General features: G+C 52.8%; 19 protein-coding genes and 1 tRNA gene. 8 read left to right on the top strand and 12 right to left on the bottom strand.

The features are described from left to right. Positions 1-41: 41 nt before the first annotated feature. Together mdoH and mdoG are read right to left on the bottom strand one after the other, a co-directional pair. Complete coding sequence (mdoH, locus tag AB8846_RS01165; protein WP_370731826.1) at positions 42-2,570, bottom strand: glucans biosynthesis glucosyltransferase MdoH; 2,529 nt, start codon at positions 2,568-2,570, stop codon at positions 42-44. Further along, positions 2,563-4,098, bottom strand: a complete 1,536-nt coding sequence (gene mdoG, locus AB8846_RS01160; RefSeq protein WP_080460236.1) for a glucans biosynthesis protein MdoG — start codon at positions 4,096-4,098, stop codon at positions 2,563-2,565. Before mdoG ends, mdoH begins: the two co-directional genes overlap by 8 nt. A gap of 272 nt (positions 4,099-4,370) precedes the next feature. Between mdoG and mdoC the strand changes: the two genes are divergently transcribed. Continuing rightward, entirely contained in the window at positions 4,371-5,510 is a 1,140-nt protein-coding gene (mdoC, locus tag AB8846_RS01155; protein WP_370731825.1) for a glucans biosynthesis protein MdoC, read from the top strand. Between the two features lie 33 nt (positions 5,511-5,543). Here the strand turns inward: mdoC and ymdB are convergent, their stop codons facing one another. From ymdB to csgB, 5 genes are all read right to left on the bottom strand, one after another. Continuing rightward, a complete protein-coding gene (gene ymdB, locus AB8846_RS01150; protein ID WP_370731824.1) occupies positions 5,544-6,086 on the bottom strand; it encodes an O-acetyl-ADP-ribose deacetylase in 543 nt (180 codons plus the stop codon). A 106-nt stretch (positions 6,087-6,192) separates the two neighbouring features. Further along, positions 6,193-6,513, bottom strand: coding sequence for a type 1 fimbrial protein (locus tag AB8846_RS01145; protein WP_370731823.1), 321 nt, complete (start codon positions 6,511-6,513; stop codon positions 6,193-6,195). 164 nt (positions 6,514-6,677) lie between these two features. Further along, positions 6,678-7,010: a curli assembly chaperone CsgC gene (gene csgC / locus AB8846_RS01140; protein ID WP_148243262.1), complete on the bottom strand. Its 333-nt coding sequence runs from the start codon at positions 7,008-7,010 to the stop codon at positions 6,678-6,680. Between the two features lie 62 nt (positions 7,011-7,072). Beyond that, complete coding sequence (gene csgA, locus AB8846_RS01135; protein ID WP_063145768.1) at positions 7,073-7,525, bottom strand: curli major subunit CsgA; 453 nt, start codon at positions 7,523-7,525, stop codon at positions 7,073-7,075. Between the two features lie 40 nt (positions 7,526-7,565). Then, on the bottom strand, positions 7,566-8,021 hold the full coding sequence (gene csgB / locus AB8846_RS01130; protein ID WP_370731822.1) for a curli minor subunit CsgB: 456 nt from the start codon (positions 8,019-8,021) through the stop codon (positions 7,566-7,568). A 763-nt stretch (positions 8,022-8,784) separates the two neighbouring features. On the opposite strand from csgB, the gene csgD reads away from it, so the two are divergent. The 4 genes from csgD to csgG are packed head-to-tail and all read left to right on the top strand — an operon-like array spanning position 8,785 to position 11,126. Beyond that, complete coding sequence (csgD, locus tag AB8846_RS01125; protein WP_023335238.1) at positions 8,785-9,435, top strand: biofilm master transcriptional regulator CsgD; 651 nt, start codon at positions 8,785-8,787, stop codon at positions 9,433-9,435. A gap of 4 nt (positions 9,436-9,439) precedes the next feature. After that, on the top strand, positions 9,440-9,829 hold the full coding sequence (csgE, locus tag AB8846_RS01120; RefSeq protein ID WP_370731821.1) for a curli production assembly/transport protein CsgE: 390 nt from the start codon (positions 9,440-9,442) through the stop codon (positions 9,827-9,829). 23 nt (positions 9,830-9,852) lie between these two features. Next, positions 9,853-10,266, top strand: coding sequence for a curli production assembly/transport protein CsgF (gene csgF / locus AB8846_RS01115; RefSeq protein WP_023335236.1), 414 nt, complete (start codon positions 9,853-9,855; stop codon positions 10,264-10,266). 26 nt (positions 10,267-10,292) lie between these two features. Continuing rightward, positions 10,293-11,126, top strand: a complete 834-nt coding sequence (csgG, locus tag AB8846_RS01110) for a curli production assembly/transport protein CsgG (RefSeq protein WP_063143912.1) — start codon at positions 10,293-10,295, stop codon at positions 11,124-11,126. Positions 11,127-11,169: 43 nt separating this feature from the next. Here csgG and AB8846_RS01105 read toward each other — a convergent pair whose 3' ends face one another. From AB8846_RS01105 to ghrA, 4 genes are all read right to left on the bottom strand, one after another. Further along, positions 11,170-11,652 (bottom strand): DUF1097 domain-containing protein, encoded by a 483-nt coding sequence (locus AB8846_RS01105; protein ID WP_073961616.1) that lies wholly within the window; start codon positions 11,650-11,652, stop codon positions 11,170-11,172. A gap of 96 nt (positions 11,653-11,748) precedes the next feature. After that, complete coding sequence (locus AB8846_RS01100) at positions 11,749-12,303, bottom strand: molecular chaperone (protein WP_033145180.1); 555 nt, start codon at positions 12,301-12,303, stop codon at positions 11,749-11,751. Between the two features lie 21 nt (positions 12,304-12,324). After that, complete coding sequence (locus AB8846_RS01095) at positions 12,325-13,062, bottom strand: phosphatase (RefSeq protein WP_370731820.1); 738 nt, start codon at positions 13,060-13,062, stop codon at positions 12,325-12,327. A gap of 84 nt (positions 13,063-13,146) precedes the next feature. Next, a complete protein-coding gene (gene ghrA, locus AB8846_RS01090; RefSeq protein ID WP_370731819.1) occupies positions 13,147-14,085 on the bottom strand; it encodes a glyoxylate/hydroxypyruvate reductase GhrA in 939 nt (312 codons plus the stop codon). A gap of 232 nt (positions 14,086-14,317) precedes the next feature. Here ghrA and AB8846_RS01085 point away from each other — a divergent pair. Beyond that, positions 14,318-14,405, top strand: a tRNA-Ser gene (locus AB8846_RS01085). A 243-nt stretch (positions 14,406-14,648) separates the two neighbouring features. Here AB8846_RS01085 and AB8846_RS01080 read toward each other — a convergent pair. Continuing rightward, positions 14,649-15,554: a LysR family transcriptional regulator gene (locus AB8846_RS01080; RefSeq protein WP_370731817.1), complete on the bottom strand. Its 906-nt coding sequence runs from the start codon at positions 15,552-15,554 to the stop codon at positions 14,649-14,651. Positions 15,555-15,663: 109 nt separating this feature from the next. Here AB8846_RS01080 and AB8846_RS01075 point away from each other — a divergent pair, with 109 nt between their 5' ends. Both AB8846_RS01075 and AB8846_RS01070 read left to right on the top strand, forming a co-directional pair. Then, positions 15,664-16,524 (top strand): pirin family protein, encoded by an 861-nt coding sequence (locus AB8846_RS01075; RefSeq protein ID WP_331412668.1) that lies wholly within the window; start codon positions 15,664-15,666, stop codon positions 16,522-16,524. 20 nt (positions 16,525-16,544) lie between these two features. After that, positions 16,545-17,222, top strand: a complete 678-nt coding sequence (locus AB8846_RS01070; protein WP_032638688.1) for an isochorismatase family protein — start codon at positions 16,545-16,547, stop codon at positions 17,220-17,222. The last annotated feature ends 68 nt before the right edge of the window (positions 17,223-17,290 follow it).

The raw sequence follows: 17,290 nt of genomic DNA, 5'->3' as shown, positions 1-17,290 counted from the left end.
TCTGGCGGGTGGCGCTTCGCTTACCCGCCCTGCTTAACAACTTACTTCGCCTTCAGTGCAAGCGGATTCAGCTTCACGTCCTTATAGTAGCTCACCCACGAAGAGTATTTCTCCGGAGCGGACCACACGCGGTAGTGAAGTCGCGCCATTGTCACCGGGTCGCTCAACAGCACCAGTCGACGGTCGCGGTTGAGTTTTTCCGGGGTCTCGTTAAGCGCCTGCTCAACGTGACGATCGCGAGCAATCTCGAGCACATGGCTGGCACGGTGACGCGCCGTGGCCATCGCCGTTGCCAGGGCGTTGAATGACGGGTTAAACACGGCGTGCATGAAGCCGTCATCCAGCGAGCGACTGCGGTTCTGTTCCAGATAACGATCGGTATCCACCAGCACCTGCGGCGGGGAATACTCTTCCGGGATCAGGAACAGTTTCCAGCGTTTGGTTCGCAGCCCCACCGTTGAACGGCTGGAAATTACGGACACAAACGGCGACAAGATCAGCGAGAAGACAATCGGCGCCAGCCAGAACAGGAAGCGCAGATCCAGCCAGGCCATCCCGGCCGCCCACACCAGGCCCAGCAGTAGCTGTGAACCGTGGCGCATAAAGGCTTCACTCCACGGCGTGGAGTCGTCATCACGCTGCGGCGAGTTCCAGACCACTTCCCAGCCCAGGAACGCACTGACCACAAACACGGTGTGGAACAGCATACGTACCGGCGCCAGCAGCACGGAGAACAGCACTTCCAGCAGCAGAGAAAGGGTCACGCGGAAGAAACCGCCGTACTCTTTCGAGCCTTTGCACCAGATCAGGATGATACTGAGCAGCTTAGGCAGGAACAGCAGCACCATGGTGGAGGCAAACAGCGCAATCGCCAGCTCAGGACGCCACTGCGGCCACACCGGGAACAGCTGGCGCGGTTGCAGGAAGTATTGCGGCTCCGTCAGGGCATGGACGACCTGCAGCGCAGTGGAGAGCGCGAGGAACATAAACCACAGCGGTGCGGAGAGATAAGACATCACGCCCGTCAGGAACACCGCACGGTGAACCGGGTGCATCCCTTTTACCAGGAACAGGCGGAAGTTCATCAGGTTACCGTGACACCAGCGGCGGTCACGCTTGAGCTCGTCCAGCAGGTTTGGCGGCAGCTCTTCGTACGATCCCGGCAGGTCGTAGGCAATCCAGACGCCCCAGCCAGCACGACGCATCAGCGCTGCTTCAACGAAGTCATGCGAGAGAATAGAACCCGCAAACGAACCCTCACCCGGCAGCGGCGCCAGCGCACAGTGCTCAATGAACGGCTTCACGCGGATAATGGCGTTGTGACCCCAGTAGTGCGACTCACCCAGCTGCCAGAAGTGCAGACCCGCCGTAAACAGCGGCCCGTAAACACGGGTGGCGAACTGCTGGCAGCGCGCATAAAGGGTGTCCATGCCGGACGCTTTTGGCGAAGACTGAATAATGCCCGCGTTCGGGTTGGCTTCCATCAGGCGCACCAGACCGCTCAGGCAGTCTCCGCTCATGACGGAGTCAGCATCCAGCACCACCATATAACTGTACTGGTTACCCCAGCGACGGCAGAAGTCATCGATGTTGCCGCTTTTACGCTTCACGCGACGGCGGCGACGGCGGTAGAAAATCTGACCTTCGCCCTGCACTTCAGCAATCAGCTCCATCCACGCTTTTTGTTCAGCCACGCAGATATCCGGGTTGTAGCTGTCGCTCAGGATGTAAACGTCAAAATGCTCCGCGTTGCCGGTCGCCTTTACGGACTCCCAGGTCGCACGCAGGCCCGCAAATACGCGGTCAACGTCTTCGTTACAGATAGGCATAATCAGCGCGGTACGGTGCTCGGGATTGAGGGGTTCATCCCCGACCGTTGACGCCGAAATGCTGTATTTGTCACGCCCCATCAGCAGCTGCAGGAAGCCCATCAGCGCGGTCCAGAAACCGGCAGAGACCCAGCAGAAGAGGACCGCGAACAGCAGGAGAATGCCGCTCTGCAGGATATACGGCAGCAGCTGCATGAAGGAGACCCAGAGATCCTGGCCCATCATGTCCGTCGGGTTGATAAACGCCCAGCCCTGGTAAGGCAGGATGGTTTTCATGTACCAGGTCGCGACGACGGTCTGCGCCAGCGTCAGAAGCAGCAGGATATAGCGACGGATTGTCCCTACGGTACGCCATTTCTGTTCGGACGCCTGCTCTTCTTTCGTCAGGCGCGACAGATAGCGCGGCGTCACATCACGCCCGCGCAGGCGATCCCAGAAGCGACCCACCGGGTTGGTGCGCCATGGATCGGGGAACATAGAGGAACGCGTGGCCTTCGGCATCGCCTGAAGCTGATCGCGTCCTTCATCGTCTTTAATCAACTGCCCTTCCGCCAGCGAGTCCGGCCAGGCCTGCTCCAGACGCGCCTTGACTGACCCGAGCGGCGTATCATCATCACGAGAAAACGTATGATGTTCACCATCCAGCGCGGTGTGAACCGCGCGGATGTCGCTCTTAGGCAGTGCCGCTTTTTCAATATCCGTCAGCGGCATGGCATCAATATATTCAGATGTATTATTCATTGGCAGGTAGCTGATAGCTCCAGGTTTCACTCAGCGGCTGATCGTTACTGACCAGCGCAGCACGCATTTCAGTGGTCTGTTTCGGATCTTTCACTTTCACGCGCAGGGTCAGACGCCAGCCTTTGGTTACCGGGTTGTAACGCACGGTATTTTCAACGATTTCACCGTTATCACCGATGCTGGCCTGAGCGGCAACGGCGGTATCCGGTGACAGTTTCTTCATATCCTGGCCTGCGAAGTCCACGACGAACGCCACGGTACCGTCAGGCTGACGGATAAGATTAGACTGCTTCACATCACCCGTTGAGCGGCGAGTCTGCATCACATACGCGTTATCCGGCGCATGCAGCTTATCTTCATCACGGCTGAAGGTAATGGTGTACTTGAAGTTCATCTCTTTACCGGCTTCCGGCAGCTGATCCGGCGTCCAGTAAGCGACGATGTTATCGTTGGTTTCGTCGTTGGTTGGAATTTCTACCAGCTCGACCTTACCTTTACCCCAGTCACCGTTTGGCGTGACCCAGGCGCTTGGACGCTGGTCATAGCGATCGTCCAAATCTTCAAAGCGGGAGAACTGACGACCACGCTGCAGCAGGCCGAAACCTTGCGGGTTTTCCATCGCGTAGCTGCTAACAGCCAGATGTTTCGGGTTATTCAGCGGACGCCAGATCCACTCACCGTTACCGGCATGAATAGACAGACCGTTGGAGTCATGCAGTTCCGGGCGGAAGTTCGTTGCCGGAGACGGCTGGTTCGGCCCAAACAGGAACATGCTGGTCAGTGGCGCAACGCCCAGTTTGCCCACTTTATCACGCAGGTAAACCTTGGACTGCACGTCAACCACCGTGTCACGGCCCGGCATAATCACAAAGCGATAGGCACCGGTTGCACGCGGGGAATCCAGCAGCGCATAAATGGTCAGACGTTTGTCCGTTGGTTTTGGACGTTCAATCCAGAACTCACGAAAACGTGGGAACTCTTCACCTGATGGCAGCGCGGTATCAATAGCCAGACCACGCGCAGAAAGCCCGTACACCTGCCCCGCGCCAATGACGCGGAAATAGCTGGCACCCAGCATGCTGACGATTTCGTCGTTTTTATCTTTGCTGTTGATCGGGTAAAGCACCTTAAAGCCCGCGAAGCCCAGGTCTTTCACCGTATCTTTGTCGTGTTGCACATTGCCAAAATTGAAGTAATCCGGGCTGTACTTGATCTTGCGTACTGCTGTCGCCGTCACTTCATTGATGGCAACAGGCGTGTCGAAGTACATACCCTGATGATAAAACTCAAGCTTGAACGGGGTCTTTATATTGTTCCAGTACGCTTTGTCGTGATTGAACTGGATCTGCTGATAGTCCGCGTACTTCATGTCGCGGAAAACGGAGGGCAAGTTACTTTTCGGCGCTTCGTAGCTCTTGCCTGCCATCGATTTTGCCTGTTTTGCGACATCGTCGATGTTAAAGGCCAGTGCCGATGAGGTATACAGTGATAACACCACTGCAGCACCCAACCAACGCATTTTCATCATCTGTGGTTTATGTTTCATAATAAGTAAGCACTTCCCCCTTTGTGTGCTTATATCGATCCGATCCATTTTAATGGAAACTCAGGCAATCCGACAACATTATCACTGCTTTGTTCAGCTGCTGGCTCATGGAATAAGCAAATGAAAGAACCCGCTTTTCACTTTGCGTGCTTATCCTGGAGACAGGGTGTCGGTCTTGGTGTAGGGTTGGCTTCGAATGTAACCATTATGAGTCTTAGGGATAAGACGAAAAGTCTGAGAATGCACAACGTTATATGAGCACAACACCAATACAACGGGAATATTTCCTCGACTCGATCCGGGCATGGCTGATGCTATTGGGGATCCCCTTTCACATTTCACTGATTTACTCCAGCCACACCTGGCATGTGAATAGCCAGATGCCCTCCTGGTGGCTGACGCTGTTTAATGACTTTATTCACGCCTTCCGTATGCAGGTGTTTTTCGTCATATCCGGCTATTTCTCTTACATGCTGTTTCTGCGATACCCGCTCAAGCGCTGGTGGAAAGTGCGCGTAGAGCGCGTGGGGATCCCCATGCTGACCGCAATTCCGCTGTTGACGCTGCCTCAGTTCATTATGTTGCAGTACGTAAAGGGCAAGGCGGAGAACTGGCCGAATCTTACGCCGTATGAAAAATACAATACGCTGGTCTGGGAGCTGGTGTCTCACCTGTGGTTCCTGCTGGTCCTGGTGGTGCTCACAACGGTGAGCCTGTTGATTTTCAGCCGCCTTCGCTACCATCTAAGTACGAAAGCCGACACCTTTTTCGCCAACGTTACGATGGGCAAACTGTCAGTGCTCTTCTTGCTGTTGGGGATTGCCTATGCCGCCGTGCGGCGGACCCTGCTTATCGTCTACCCGCCGATTTTGAGCGACGGGCTATTTAATTTTGTGGTGATGCAGTCGCTGTTCTACATTCCGTTCTTTTTAATCGGCGCGCTGGCCTTTATTCATCCGAAGCTTAAATCGCTGTTTGTCACCCCGTCACCGTGGTGCGCACTGGGAGCCACGCTCGCGTTCGCGGCCTATCTGCTGAATCAGCGCTACGGCAGCGGCGACGCCTGGATGTATGAAACGGAAAGCGTGATCACTATGCTGCTGGGCCTGTGGATGGTGAACGTGGTATTCGCGCTGGGTCACCGTTTGCTGAACTTCAAGTCCAGCCGCGTGACCTACTTCGTTAATGCTTCGCTGTTTATCTATCTGGTGCATCACCCGTTGACGCTTTTCTTCGGGGCTTACATCACACCGCACATCGCCTCCAACACGCTGGGCTTCTTTACCGGGCTGGTGTTTGTGGTGGGGGTGGCAATCGTACTCTACGAGATCCATCTGCGGATCCCGCTCCTGCGTTTCCTCTTTTCAGGAAAACCACCGGCGAAAGCTTCATAAACAACGCGGCGCACTCGATGCGCCGCGTTTGCTTCAGCTTTCCAGCTCTTGTCTGCGCTGAGTCAGAAGCCGCTGATAAAGATGCGTGGTGTCGTCGTCGAAACAGACAAAAATCACCTTCTCCGGCAGCGGTTTTAAAGACAGATAGCGATAAACGGTTTCTACGGCGATCGTAGCGGCGGCGGCCTTAGGGTAACCATAGACGCCGGTGCTGATGGCCGGGAACGCCATCGTTTTATAGCCGTTGTCGGCGGCCAGTCGCAGACAGTTTCGGTAAGCCTCTTCCAGAATACTCGCTTCGTGCTGGTCGCCGCCATGCCAGACGGGCCCTACGGCATGAATAACCGCTCTGGCGGGCAGATTGCCCGCAAGCGTAATCACCGCGTGACCGGGAGGACATTCGCCCTGCTGTTGCCGCACGGTTTTACAGGCTTCCAGCAGCTGCGGTCCGGCAGCCCGGTGGATAGCGCCGTCCACGCCGCTTCCCCCCATCAGGGATGGATTGGCCGCATTGACGATAACGTCGACGTGCATTGTCGTAATATCGCCATGAATAATGTCAATTTGCGGTTTCATAAAGCCCCTCTGCAACCCGCCATTTTCTTAAGTGTATCGCAGAGGAGACCGGGAGAAAAAACTATCAGAAAAAATCCTCTTCCACCGCAGGGCGGGAGAATGCGCATTAGTGATACTGGATTTCGACAACCGCGAGCGTTTTTTCAGGATTAAGGTATTTCATATTGAGCGTCGCCAGGCTTGAGTCGCTCACTTTCCCGTTAAGCGCCTCTTCATAGCTGACCATACGCGTTTGCATATGGTTATTATTTGGACATGACATTGCAAACTGTTGCTTCAGGGGAGTGACTTCACAGGGGTCTGCGACAATGGCACCGCGAAAATGAATGACACCACCGTCAACAATCGTGGCCGAATAAGCCGGGATACTCAAAGCAGAAACGACCAGACCCAGACCTGCCGCGAGTCGAGCAAAATAGTTGTTCATTATAGATACTCCTCAATGAAAATCGTCCATGAGGGGTAAACGCGCTTCATTTATTATGACAAACGAAGTTTCACGTTACGGAACATAACAACCTGGTCCCTGATATCAGCATAGCTCAACGGCACAGACCCGCCACATTCGCAACATATTGATTTCATGAATATTTAAAGCGAACGTTCCGCTGGCGACCACTGTTGTGATAAATGTAGCGATTTACCGTCTGAAACGGTGACAACGATTTTTACCGTGTCTCCCGCGCTTATATTTAAACTCAGGCGCATTAAATCAATCGTCTGATTAGCGGGTATAAAAAGTGTGTTTTGCTGTCGGGAAGAGCTTTGTCCCCCCTGCCCTTCTCGCACGGAAACGATCTGAACCTGACAATCACACGATTGCGCCAGAGTGACCTGGGGAATAATGGTGGTCATATTTTCCTGCTGTGACGTTTTGAAGGTTATCTGGCTGGAAAGCGCGGCAAGGAGAATTAAGGTATTCATGATGAACTCCCGAAAAAAAACAGGGCTGATGCCCTGTTTTTTTTGTAGCACAGATTTCAGTATTAATACTGATGAGCTGTCGCGTGGTTACCAAAACCGATCTGGGTCACGTTTACAGTAGAGTTAGACGCAGTCTGATCTACCAGTGCACCGTTAAGACCACCATACTGGCTAACATTCATTTTGGAATCTTTACTGTTCCACTGATCAAGGGTTGCACTGTTACCAAAACCGTTCTGGGTCAGGTTGATGCTACTGTCATCAGACCCCTGGCCAACGTCGGCACCGTTACCGCCACCCGTCTGGCTAATATTCAGGACGGAATTTCTGGCGTTTGTCTGCAGAGCCAGCGCGGAGTTACCGCCACCGTTTTGATAAATATTCAGGGTTGAATTTGGGCCGCCATATCCGCCATGCCCATGTCCATGACCCCAACCGCCCTGATCAATCAAACCAGCCATAGCACTACCAGAAACTACGATTGCTGCAAGTGCTGCCACTTTAATAAATTTCATGGTAAACCCCCATCGGATTGATTAAATTCGTCGCGAAAAGCTAGCGTTGAATAACGCGAATAGCCATCTGCGACTGTTTCTGTACTACAACTGCGGTTTTCTGCGTACCGTACTGCGTAATACTTGCTCTATTACCCGACCCTTTCTGGATAATTTTCGCACTATTACCATATCCATCTTGCGTAATACCTGCATCATTCGCGTTACCGCTCTGATCGATCCAGGCTATATTGTAACTCCCTGATTGATCGACCCTGGCTCTATTGCCTGCTCCATCCTGGGAAACAATGGACATTAATTTTGAACCGTCCTGGCGTACCTGAGCGTCGTTAAATACACCCTGTTGACCAATAATGGCTGCCTGATTTAGTGATGAAAGACTTAATTCGTTAACCGCAAAGTTATATTCAGGATTTGCCATATCTGAATTAGCTGCAGTTACCAATCCAGGCGCACTCAGTAATGTAAACATCATAAATAACGATGCGTTTTTCATGTTGTCACCCTGGACCTGGCTATTTAATCACACCATAACCCAATAACACTGTTACTTGTTAAAACGACTCGTATTGTGTTAACGCGTCGTTACGGTGAAGAGTATGTCCGCTGAAACATTTTAAATATCTCACCCGCGCGGCTTATTTTTATTTATCGGCTCACCACAAAGTCGTAATTTACATCAAAAATCACTTTAATCAGGCCAGCTTATATTTTTTATTAAATGTGTCTTGCAAAGGTGTTGTACAACGAGACGAAGGCTGTCCGCGCCTCTCTCGGATTGTTTAAACGTAACGGCAGGAGAACATCTTTACACAGTGCGTGACACGCAGCCTGTTTTCTTAAGCCAGACAGTCGTTCATTCCTGGACTTAGAAATAATCTGCAACTCATACTTAATAAACGCTTTAGATAAATAATAAAAAATCATAAATATCATGTAATTAAAAATATTTGTATGATTTTTAAAATCTGTGCATCTCTATATAGATGTACAACTTTCTCATCAATTCTCGCCATTCATTATCGTCTGATTTCACAAATTAATATTGATTTTTACATTATGTTACATGTTTAACACTTGCTTTAAACTTCGTAAAAGCTAGATTGAAATTAGATGTACGAAATTGGTTTTATATTTACCTCCCTGCGGAGGTTATGGTCTGATTCTACACACAGCAGTGCAACATCTGTCAGTACTTCTGGTGTCCTCTTTTAAACAGGAGGACAGCTGCCAGGTGCCAAAAAAAGTGGGGTTTCATCATGTATAATGAAGTCCATAGTTTACATGGTCATACATTACTGTTGATCACAAAACCTTCTTTGCAAGCGACAGCGTTATTACAACATTTAAAGCAATCTTTATCACTGAACGGGAAATTGCATAATATTCAACGTTCTTTTGATGATATTGCACCTGGCAGCATCATTCTGCTCGATATGATGGAAGCTGATAAAAAGCTTATCCATTACTGGCAAGATATTTTAAGCAGGAAAAACAATAATATCCGCGTGCTATTATTGAATACACCTGATGAGTACCCTTTCAGAGATATTGAAAGCTGGCCGCATATCAATGGCGTGTTCTACGTCACTGAAGAAGAAGACCGGGTGGTAGAGGGGCTGCAAGGTATATTGCGCGGAGAGTGTTATTTTTCGCAAAAACTTGCCAGCTATCTCATCACTCACTCCGGAAATTATCGCTATAACAGCTCAGAGTCAGCGCTGCTCACGCACCGTGAGAAAGAGATCCTGAACAAGTTACGCATTGGTGCTTCAAATATTGAAATCGCCCGTTCGTTATTTATCAGCGAAAATACGGTAAAGACGCACCTTTATAATCTTTTCAAGAAGATAGCTGTGAAAAACCGAACTCAGGCTGTTTCGTGGGCAAACGATAACCTCAGGCGTTAAACACATGAAGCGCACGTTGAGTTGGATCGCCGCAGTGAGTTTCCTGCTCGCTGCAGGGAATCTGAAGGCCGTCGAGGTCGAAGTTCCCGGATTGTTAACTGACCACACTGTCTCCTCTATCGGGCACAGTTTTTACCGCGCCTTCAGTGATAAATGGGACAGTACTTACAAGGGTAATATAACAATCAACGAGCGGCCCAGTGCACGATGGGGGAGTTGGATAACAATAACGGCTAATCAGGACGTTATTTTCCAAACCTTTTTATTCCCCACAAAAATGGACTTCGATAAAAACGTAGCCATAGCACTGGCACAATCAGAAGACGCTATCAATCGCCTGCAAATAGATAAAGCCCTATTAAGCACCAGCGATTTAGCAAAAGACGAGTTCTAGCGAACCGATATGCGGAGGCTGTCATGCGTATTGCATATGCAGTTGTTTCGATAATGCTGATAACACCCATAAGCTGGGCCGGAAACATGACGTTTCAGTTCCGTAACCCTAACTTTGGCGGTAACCCTAACAACGGCGCGTTCATGTTGAATGAAGCTCAGGCGCAAAATTCCTATAAAGATCCAAGCTTTAAGGATTTTAACGTTGATACCCCGTCTGCACTGGATAATTTCACTCAGGCTATCCAGTCGCAGATTTTAGGTGGGTTACTGACCAACATTAATACTGGGAAACCCGGCCGAATGGTGACTAACGACTTTATTGTCGATATCGCCAACAGAGACGGACAACTCCAGTTGAACGTGACCGATCGTAAAACCGGAAAAACCTCAACGATTCAGGTTTCCGGCCTACAAACTAATTCAACTGACTTCTAAACAATAGCTAAATAAGGACAACGATCATGCAGCGCTTCCTGATATTTGTTGCAGTGTGCTTATTGAGCGGTTGTTTAACTGCTCCACCTAAAGAAGCTGCAAAACCAACATTAATGCCTCGGGCCCAGAGTTATCGTGATTTAACGCATTTACCTTCCCCTACGGGGAAAATATTTGTCTCTGTATATAACATTCAGGATGAAACCGGACAATTCAAACCTTATCCGGCAAGTAACTTCTCCACGGCAGTGCCGCAAAGCGCCACCGCCATGCTGGTTACCGCGCTCAAGGATTCGCACTGGTTTATTCCTCTGGAACGTCAGGGGCTTCAGAACCTGTTGAATGAACGCAAAATCATTCGTGCCGCACAGGAGAATGGCACCGTCGCGGACAATAACCGGACGCCGCTGCAATCCCTGGCGGCAGCGAACGTGATGATTGAAGGATCGATTATTGGCTACGAAAGTAACGTTAAATCGGGTGGTGCAGGAGCACGTTACTTCGGTATCGGTGCGGATACCCAGTACCAGCTCGACCAAATCGCCGTTAACCTGCGTGTGGTCAACGTCAGTACGGGCGAAGTGCTCTCTTCGGTGAATACCAGCAAAACCATTCTGTCTTATGAAGTTCAGGCTGGGGTATTCCGCTTTATTGATTACCAGCGCTTGCTGGAGGGTGAAATTGGCTACACCTCTAACGAGCCGGTCATGATGTGTCTGATGTCGGCCATTGAAACCGGCGTGATTTTCTTAATCAATGATGGTATCGACCGCGGGCTGTGGGATCTGCAAAACAAAGCAGAAGTCCAGAACCCGATACTGGTGAAATACCGCGATATGTCAGTCCCTCCGGAATCCTGACAGGAAGCGCATAAAAAAGGCGAGATAACTATCTCGCCTTTTTTTATTCACTCACTGCAGTAATGTTTTGCGCTTTTTCCCGCCGGGACGCCAGCCAAAGACCGCTGTTTTTCATGGCATAGCCAAACAGCAACCCCAGCGCCAGCGAGGGGACCACCAGCTTCCAGTCCCCCTGCCCTGCAAAGGTCGCACATGCTCCCATAAAGGTGCCCGGCACAAACGAAAGCAGCAGATGCTTAGCCTGGATGCACATTAAAAAGGCGACGACACCCGTCATCACGTATCCCAGTATTTCCAGATGCGGCGCCAGCGCGCTGCCTTTCATGATTACCAGCGCCCAGATAACACCGCTCATCAGCGTGCAGCCTGAGATAAAGAGCCCTTTGACTCCCCCCTGCGGGCAGGCGAAATAGGCGGTGCAGCCGAGGAACCCGGCCCAACTGAGCAATCCGAGAGACACGGCCACCCATCCCCAGAGTCCGGAGAGAATACCTGTCGTTATTGCGATACAAAGTAATATGTTCATGGTGCGCATCTTAGCAGAAGCGCACCATAGAAATGAGATCGGCAGCACATTACGTGCAAGTTGAAAAGTTGAGTTGCAGAATTTATGTGATCTAAATCACTCTTCGTTCTCTTCTTCCAGCTCATCCCACATTGCCGCGATAGCGTCGCGGGTCAGCGGGGCCAGCGTTCTCCAGAATGGCGAGGTGGCATGCGCTTCAACTTTACCCAGGAAAGTCCCGACCCACGGCAGCAGGTACGTTTCGAACAGGGTTTCAATGGCTTCGTTCTCATCATCACCGGCGTTGTCTTCGATCCAGGACGCCGCCAGCAGCAGCGTACCGATATGATCGGCTGGCGTATCGCTCAGCGGCATACCGCGCGTGGAGAGGAAAGCACGGACTTCGGCTTCCGTTGCCCCGTCCTGCCAGGCTGAACGGTATGGCGAAACGCGGCACTCATCGCCGACGAACAGCGCATTGTAGTCCGTCGCAATCTGCTGCATGTCACAGCTTTTTTGCAGACGTTCCAGTAAATCATCCTGTTCCAGCGGCCAGTTCTGCGCCAGTTTACCTTCACGGATTAACGTAAAAAGGGGAACCAGCAGCGGGTCTTGCGGCTGGCGATAGTAGAGGGTACCCAGCACGCGGCAAAGGATGGAAAACTCGTTCATTTTTATGATTCCATTACACAATTAAAGATCGGCAAATTCGGCAATCGGTTCCATTCCGCGCGACTCGAGGAAATCGAGCATGCGGCGTGGGGTCACGTTCAGGATTTGCGCTTCCGGGAAGTTAACATCATTCAGCACTTTCAGGCACTCGCTGAAATCACCCAGCGTAAACGCGGTATGAGAGTCTGAGCCCAGCGCTACCATGCCGCCCGCATCACGCACGGCAGCCGCCACTTCGCGACAGTTGGCTTCACTGCCCTTACGCGAATGAACAAAGGAGGAGTTATTGATCTCCAGCGCTACGCGGTGCTTCGCCGCCGCCTGTGCGACAGCTTGAATATCAATCGGGTACTTCGGGTTGCCCGGGTGACTGATAATATGCACGTTGCCGCTGGCAATGGTGGCAATCATCGCCGCAGTGTTGGTGTCTTTATCCTGAGGCGGGAAAACCGGCTCGTGGAAACCGGCGAGGATCAGGTCAAGAGACGTCAGCATCGGGCCGGTGCAGTCGATCTCACCGCCGACATTTTTGATGTTCGCCTCAATGCCGCGCAGTATCCCAATGCCGTCCACCAGACGTGGCCAGATCCGCATATTCACAAAATGCCAGTAGTGCGGCGCATCCGCCATGTCCGGGCCATGATCGGTGATCGCGAACAGCTTAATGCCTTTAAGCTTCGCCTGGGCGATATAATCATGGAGGTTGCTATACGCGTGGGTGCTGGCGACGGTGTGCATATGCAGGTCAACGGGATACATCTCTCTCTCCTCTGCGGTTTTTCCAAAGGATAGCAGTTATCAGCGGCGAATATTAGCAAAAACCCGGCGAACGCCGGGTTTCTCTCAGTAGCCGCGCTGTCTGTCGACCTGGCCGGTGACCGCGTTACCCTTTTCCATTTCGCTGATGGTATGGGATATATACGCCACCGCCTCTGCCGGACGCGTCACGGCAGCCACGTGCGGCGTCATCGCCACGCGCGGATGCGCCCACAGCGGGCTTTCCGCGGGCAGCGGCTCACGGCTGTAAACGTCCAGCATGGCGCCTTTTAGCTTTCCGCTGTCCAGCGCCTTCAGCAGATCGCCTTCCACGACATGGACCCCGCGCGCCAGATTCATTAAATAGCTCTGCTCGGCTAACTGGTTCAGGAGAGTACTATTGATAATGCCCACCGTTTCGGCGGTGTTCGGCAGCAGGTTGATAAGCACGCGTGTCCCTTTCAGGAATGCAGGAAGCTCATCCGTTCCGGCAAAGCTCTCAACGCCCGGATAATCCTTACGGCTGCGGCTCCAGCAGCGCAGCGGAAAGCCCCACGGGGCGAGTGCTTCTGCCACTTTTGAGCCGAGCACACCTGCGCCGAGGATCCCGACGGTAAAGTCTTCATGTCGATAATCCGGCAGCGGCTCCCAGTGGGCCTGCTGTTTAAAGGCCTGATAATCGTCGAAGCGGCGGAACCAGTGCAGCACCTGGCTCACGGCATATTCCTGCATTTGCTGGCCCATTCCGGTGTCTTCGAGACGGAACAGCGGAATATTTTCAGGCAGCATTTCTGGATGCGCTTTCAGTTTACTGAGGATCGAATCAACGCCCGCGCCCAGGGCGAAAACCGCCTTCAGCTTGCGGCCCTGCAGCATCTCAACCGGCGGGTGCCAGACCAGCGCATAGTCGGCATGTTCATTATCGCCACGCTTCCACTCGTGAACGCGTGCACCGGGCAGCGCCGCCGAAAGTGCGTCAATCCAGTAAGCGGTATCAAATGTAGGGTGATAGAAGAGAATATCCATGGTCATTCCTGCCTTTTATTGCGCTGTTTTGTTTTCATTTTCAAGTGGATTGCCAGCATAACAAATTTATCAGGAAACCGCGTTGCTGATAAAAGAGGCGCTTTGTGCACATTTCGGAATCAGGTTGCTTGAAGTTTGTCTAAACGCGCTAAATTACTGAAAAAGTGAGTTGACGGCAGTTCGGCTTTTCCTTACATTAGCGCCCGTCCCGGCAACAACGGGATGACAATATGGTGAGGTGTCCGAGTGGCTGAAGGAGCACGCCTGGAAAGTGTGTATACGGCAACGTATCGGGGGTTCGAATCCCCCCCTCACCGCCATATTTGAGATGAGAGCTCGTACGAAAGTACGGGCTTTTTTCTTTTATATTCTCCGACAAGGGGGGGATGAGAACCCCCGACCGGGGTTCGACAACTGGCGACAGCCAGTTGGACAGACTGAGAGCGAAGCGAACAGGCTGCCCGCAGGGCGAGCGAAGCGAGTCAATCCCCCACGTTGATATATGCAGCTCGGTGCGGCCTGAGCCCCTCACCCTGACCCTCTCCCCAGGGGAGAGGGAACTGTTATTCTTCCACCATCCGCGCATACTCTTCGGTAAGAAAATCCACCAGCGTCCTGACCGACGGCAGAAGACCGCGCCGCGAAGGATAAACCGCGTGAATCACTTCCCGACGGGGTTCCCACGCGTCCAGCACCCGTACCAGCTCCCCTGACGCAAGCTGATCCTTCACCATCAATATCGGCAGCTGCACAACGCCTACGCCCGCCATCGCCGCTTCCCGCAGTGCCAGCATGTCGGTGGTAATAAAGCGCGGGGCGTAGTGGATCTCCGCTTTCGCTCCCGCAGGACCACTGAGTTCCCATTTATGCACCTGTTTACCGGCCCCCATACTTAAGCCAGGCCATTCACTGAGCTCAGAAGGCATTCGAGGTTTACCCATACGTTCAATCAACTGCGGACTCGCCACCAGGCAATGCCCCCTGTCAGCCAGCACCCTTAAGACCAGATCGCTGTCATCAAACGGACGCGGGCGCACGCGGATCGCCACATCAATGCCTTCGCCAACAAGATCGACCCGACGATTGGTGGCCTCAAGCTGGAGATTAATCCCGGGGTAGCGCGCCATAAACCGCGCCAGCATCGGTCCCACGTGGACGTGCAGTAACGTGACGGGACAGGTGATCCTGACGACGCCGCGCGGCTCAGCCTGCAGCGCAGCAACGGCCTCTTCTGCCGCTTCTGCTTCTATCAGCATTGCCTTACAGTGCTGATAGAAAGTCTGCCCCACTTCCGTCACCGTAAACTGCCGCGTAGTGCGCTGTATCAACCGCACGCCAAGCCGCTCCTCCAGCTGCGCGATCCTGCGGCTTAGTTTGGACTTGGGTTGGTCAAGCGCCCTTCCCGCCGCCGCAAACCCCCCGTAGTCCACCACCTTCACAAACCAGACGAAGTCATTGAGATCCTGCATAAATCCTCATCGTTCTATTTTCGGAACAGTGAATGCCATTTTCACTATCTACCGGGATATTAACTCTGAATATAAGCTAATTACATCAACAGAACATCAGGAGTTAATCATGAAAAACGTAACAGGCGTTTATACCGCCCCCCGCCAGCACTGGGTTGGCGATGGTTTCCCGGTCCGCTCGATGTTTTCTTACCAAACCCACGGCGAGCCGCTGAGTCCGTTCCTGCTGCTGGACTACGCGGGCCCGTACACCTTTCCGGCAGATGGGGCGAAACGCGGCGTAGGCCAGCACCCTCACCGGGGTTTTGAAACGGTCACCATCGTCTATTCCGGTGAAGTGGAGCATCGCGATTCCACGGGCAAAGGCGGCGTTATTGGCCCCGGCGACGTGCAGTGGATGACGGCAGGCGCAGGCATTCTGCACGAGGAGTTCCACTCCAGCGCGTTCTCGCAGAAAGGCGGAGAACTGAAAATGATGCAGCTTTGGGTCAACCTTCCGGCGAAAGACAAGATGGCGGCACCGGGCTACCAGAGCATTACGAAGGACGCGATCCCGGTCGTGACGCTACCGGATAACAGTGGTTCGCTGCGCGTCATTGCCGGTCGCTACGACACGGTAACCGGCCCGGCGCACACCTTCTCACCGCTCAACGTCTGGGACATCGCGCTGAACCAGGGAAGCCATCTGACGCTCAATCAGCCCGAAGGCTGGAGCACCGCGCTGGTGGTGCTTGAAGGCAGCATCACGGTGAACGGCACAACGCAGGCAGGTGAAGCCCAGCTGATCGTATTGAGTCAGGAAGGCGACAAACTGCACCTGGAGGCAAACAGCGATGCAAAAGTGCTGCTGATGGCCGGAGCGCCGCTGAATGAACCTATAGTGGGCTATGGCCCGTTTGTGATGAACAGTAAAAGCGAAATCAACGAAGCCATTCGTGATTTCAACTCCGGCCGCTTCGGCCAGATCTGAAGGTAATAAAGGAGAAGAACATGTCTACACCTGCGAATTTTAACGGTACCCGTCCGGTTATTGATGTGAACGATGCGGTGATGTTGCTTATCGATCATCAGAGCGGCCTGTTCCAGACCGTTGGAGATATGCCAATGCCGGAACTGCGCGCACGTGCGGCTGCACTGGCAAAAATCGCGACCCTGGCGAAGATCCCGGTGATCACCACCGCGTCCGTCCCACAGGGACCGAACGGACCGCTTATCCCGGAGATCCACGCTAACGCGCCGCATGCGCAATATGTTGCCCGTAAAGGTGAGATCAACGCCTGGGATAACCCGGAATTCGTGGCCGCGGTGAAAGCGACCGGACGCAAGACGTTGATTATCGCGGGCACGATTACCAGCGTTTGCATGGCCTTCCCGTCAATCAGCGCGGTGGCGGACGGGTATAAAGTGTTTGCGGTGATTGATGCCTCCGGCACCTACAGCAAGATGGCGCAGGAGATCACCCTGGCGCGGGTTGTGCAGGCCGGTGTGGTGCCAATGGATACGGCGGCGGTGGCCTCTGAGATCCAGCGAACCTGGAACCGTGAGGACGCGGCTGAGTGGGCTGAGGTGTACACCCACATCTTCCCGGCTTACCAGCTGTTGATCGAAAGCTACGGCAAAGCACAGGAAGTGGTTAAAAACAGCGAAGTGCTCGATTCACAGCGCTAATCCCCTGCTCCACGGCGTAAAAACCGTGGAGCTGATTAATGCTTAACCGAACAGGCACTAAAGCTGAA

This window comes from Enterobacter sp. KB-221C9, assembly GCF_041320715.1.
Classification (GTDB): domain Bacteria; phylum Pseudomonadota; class Gammaproteobacteria; order Enterobacterales; family Enterobacteriaceae; genus Enterobacter; species Enterobacter asburiae_D.
The sequence above is the reverse complement of the archived record's forward strand: the minus strand, read 5'-3'. Positions and strand labels throughout refer to the sequence as shown.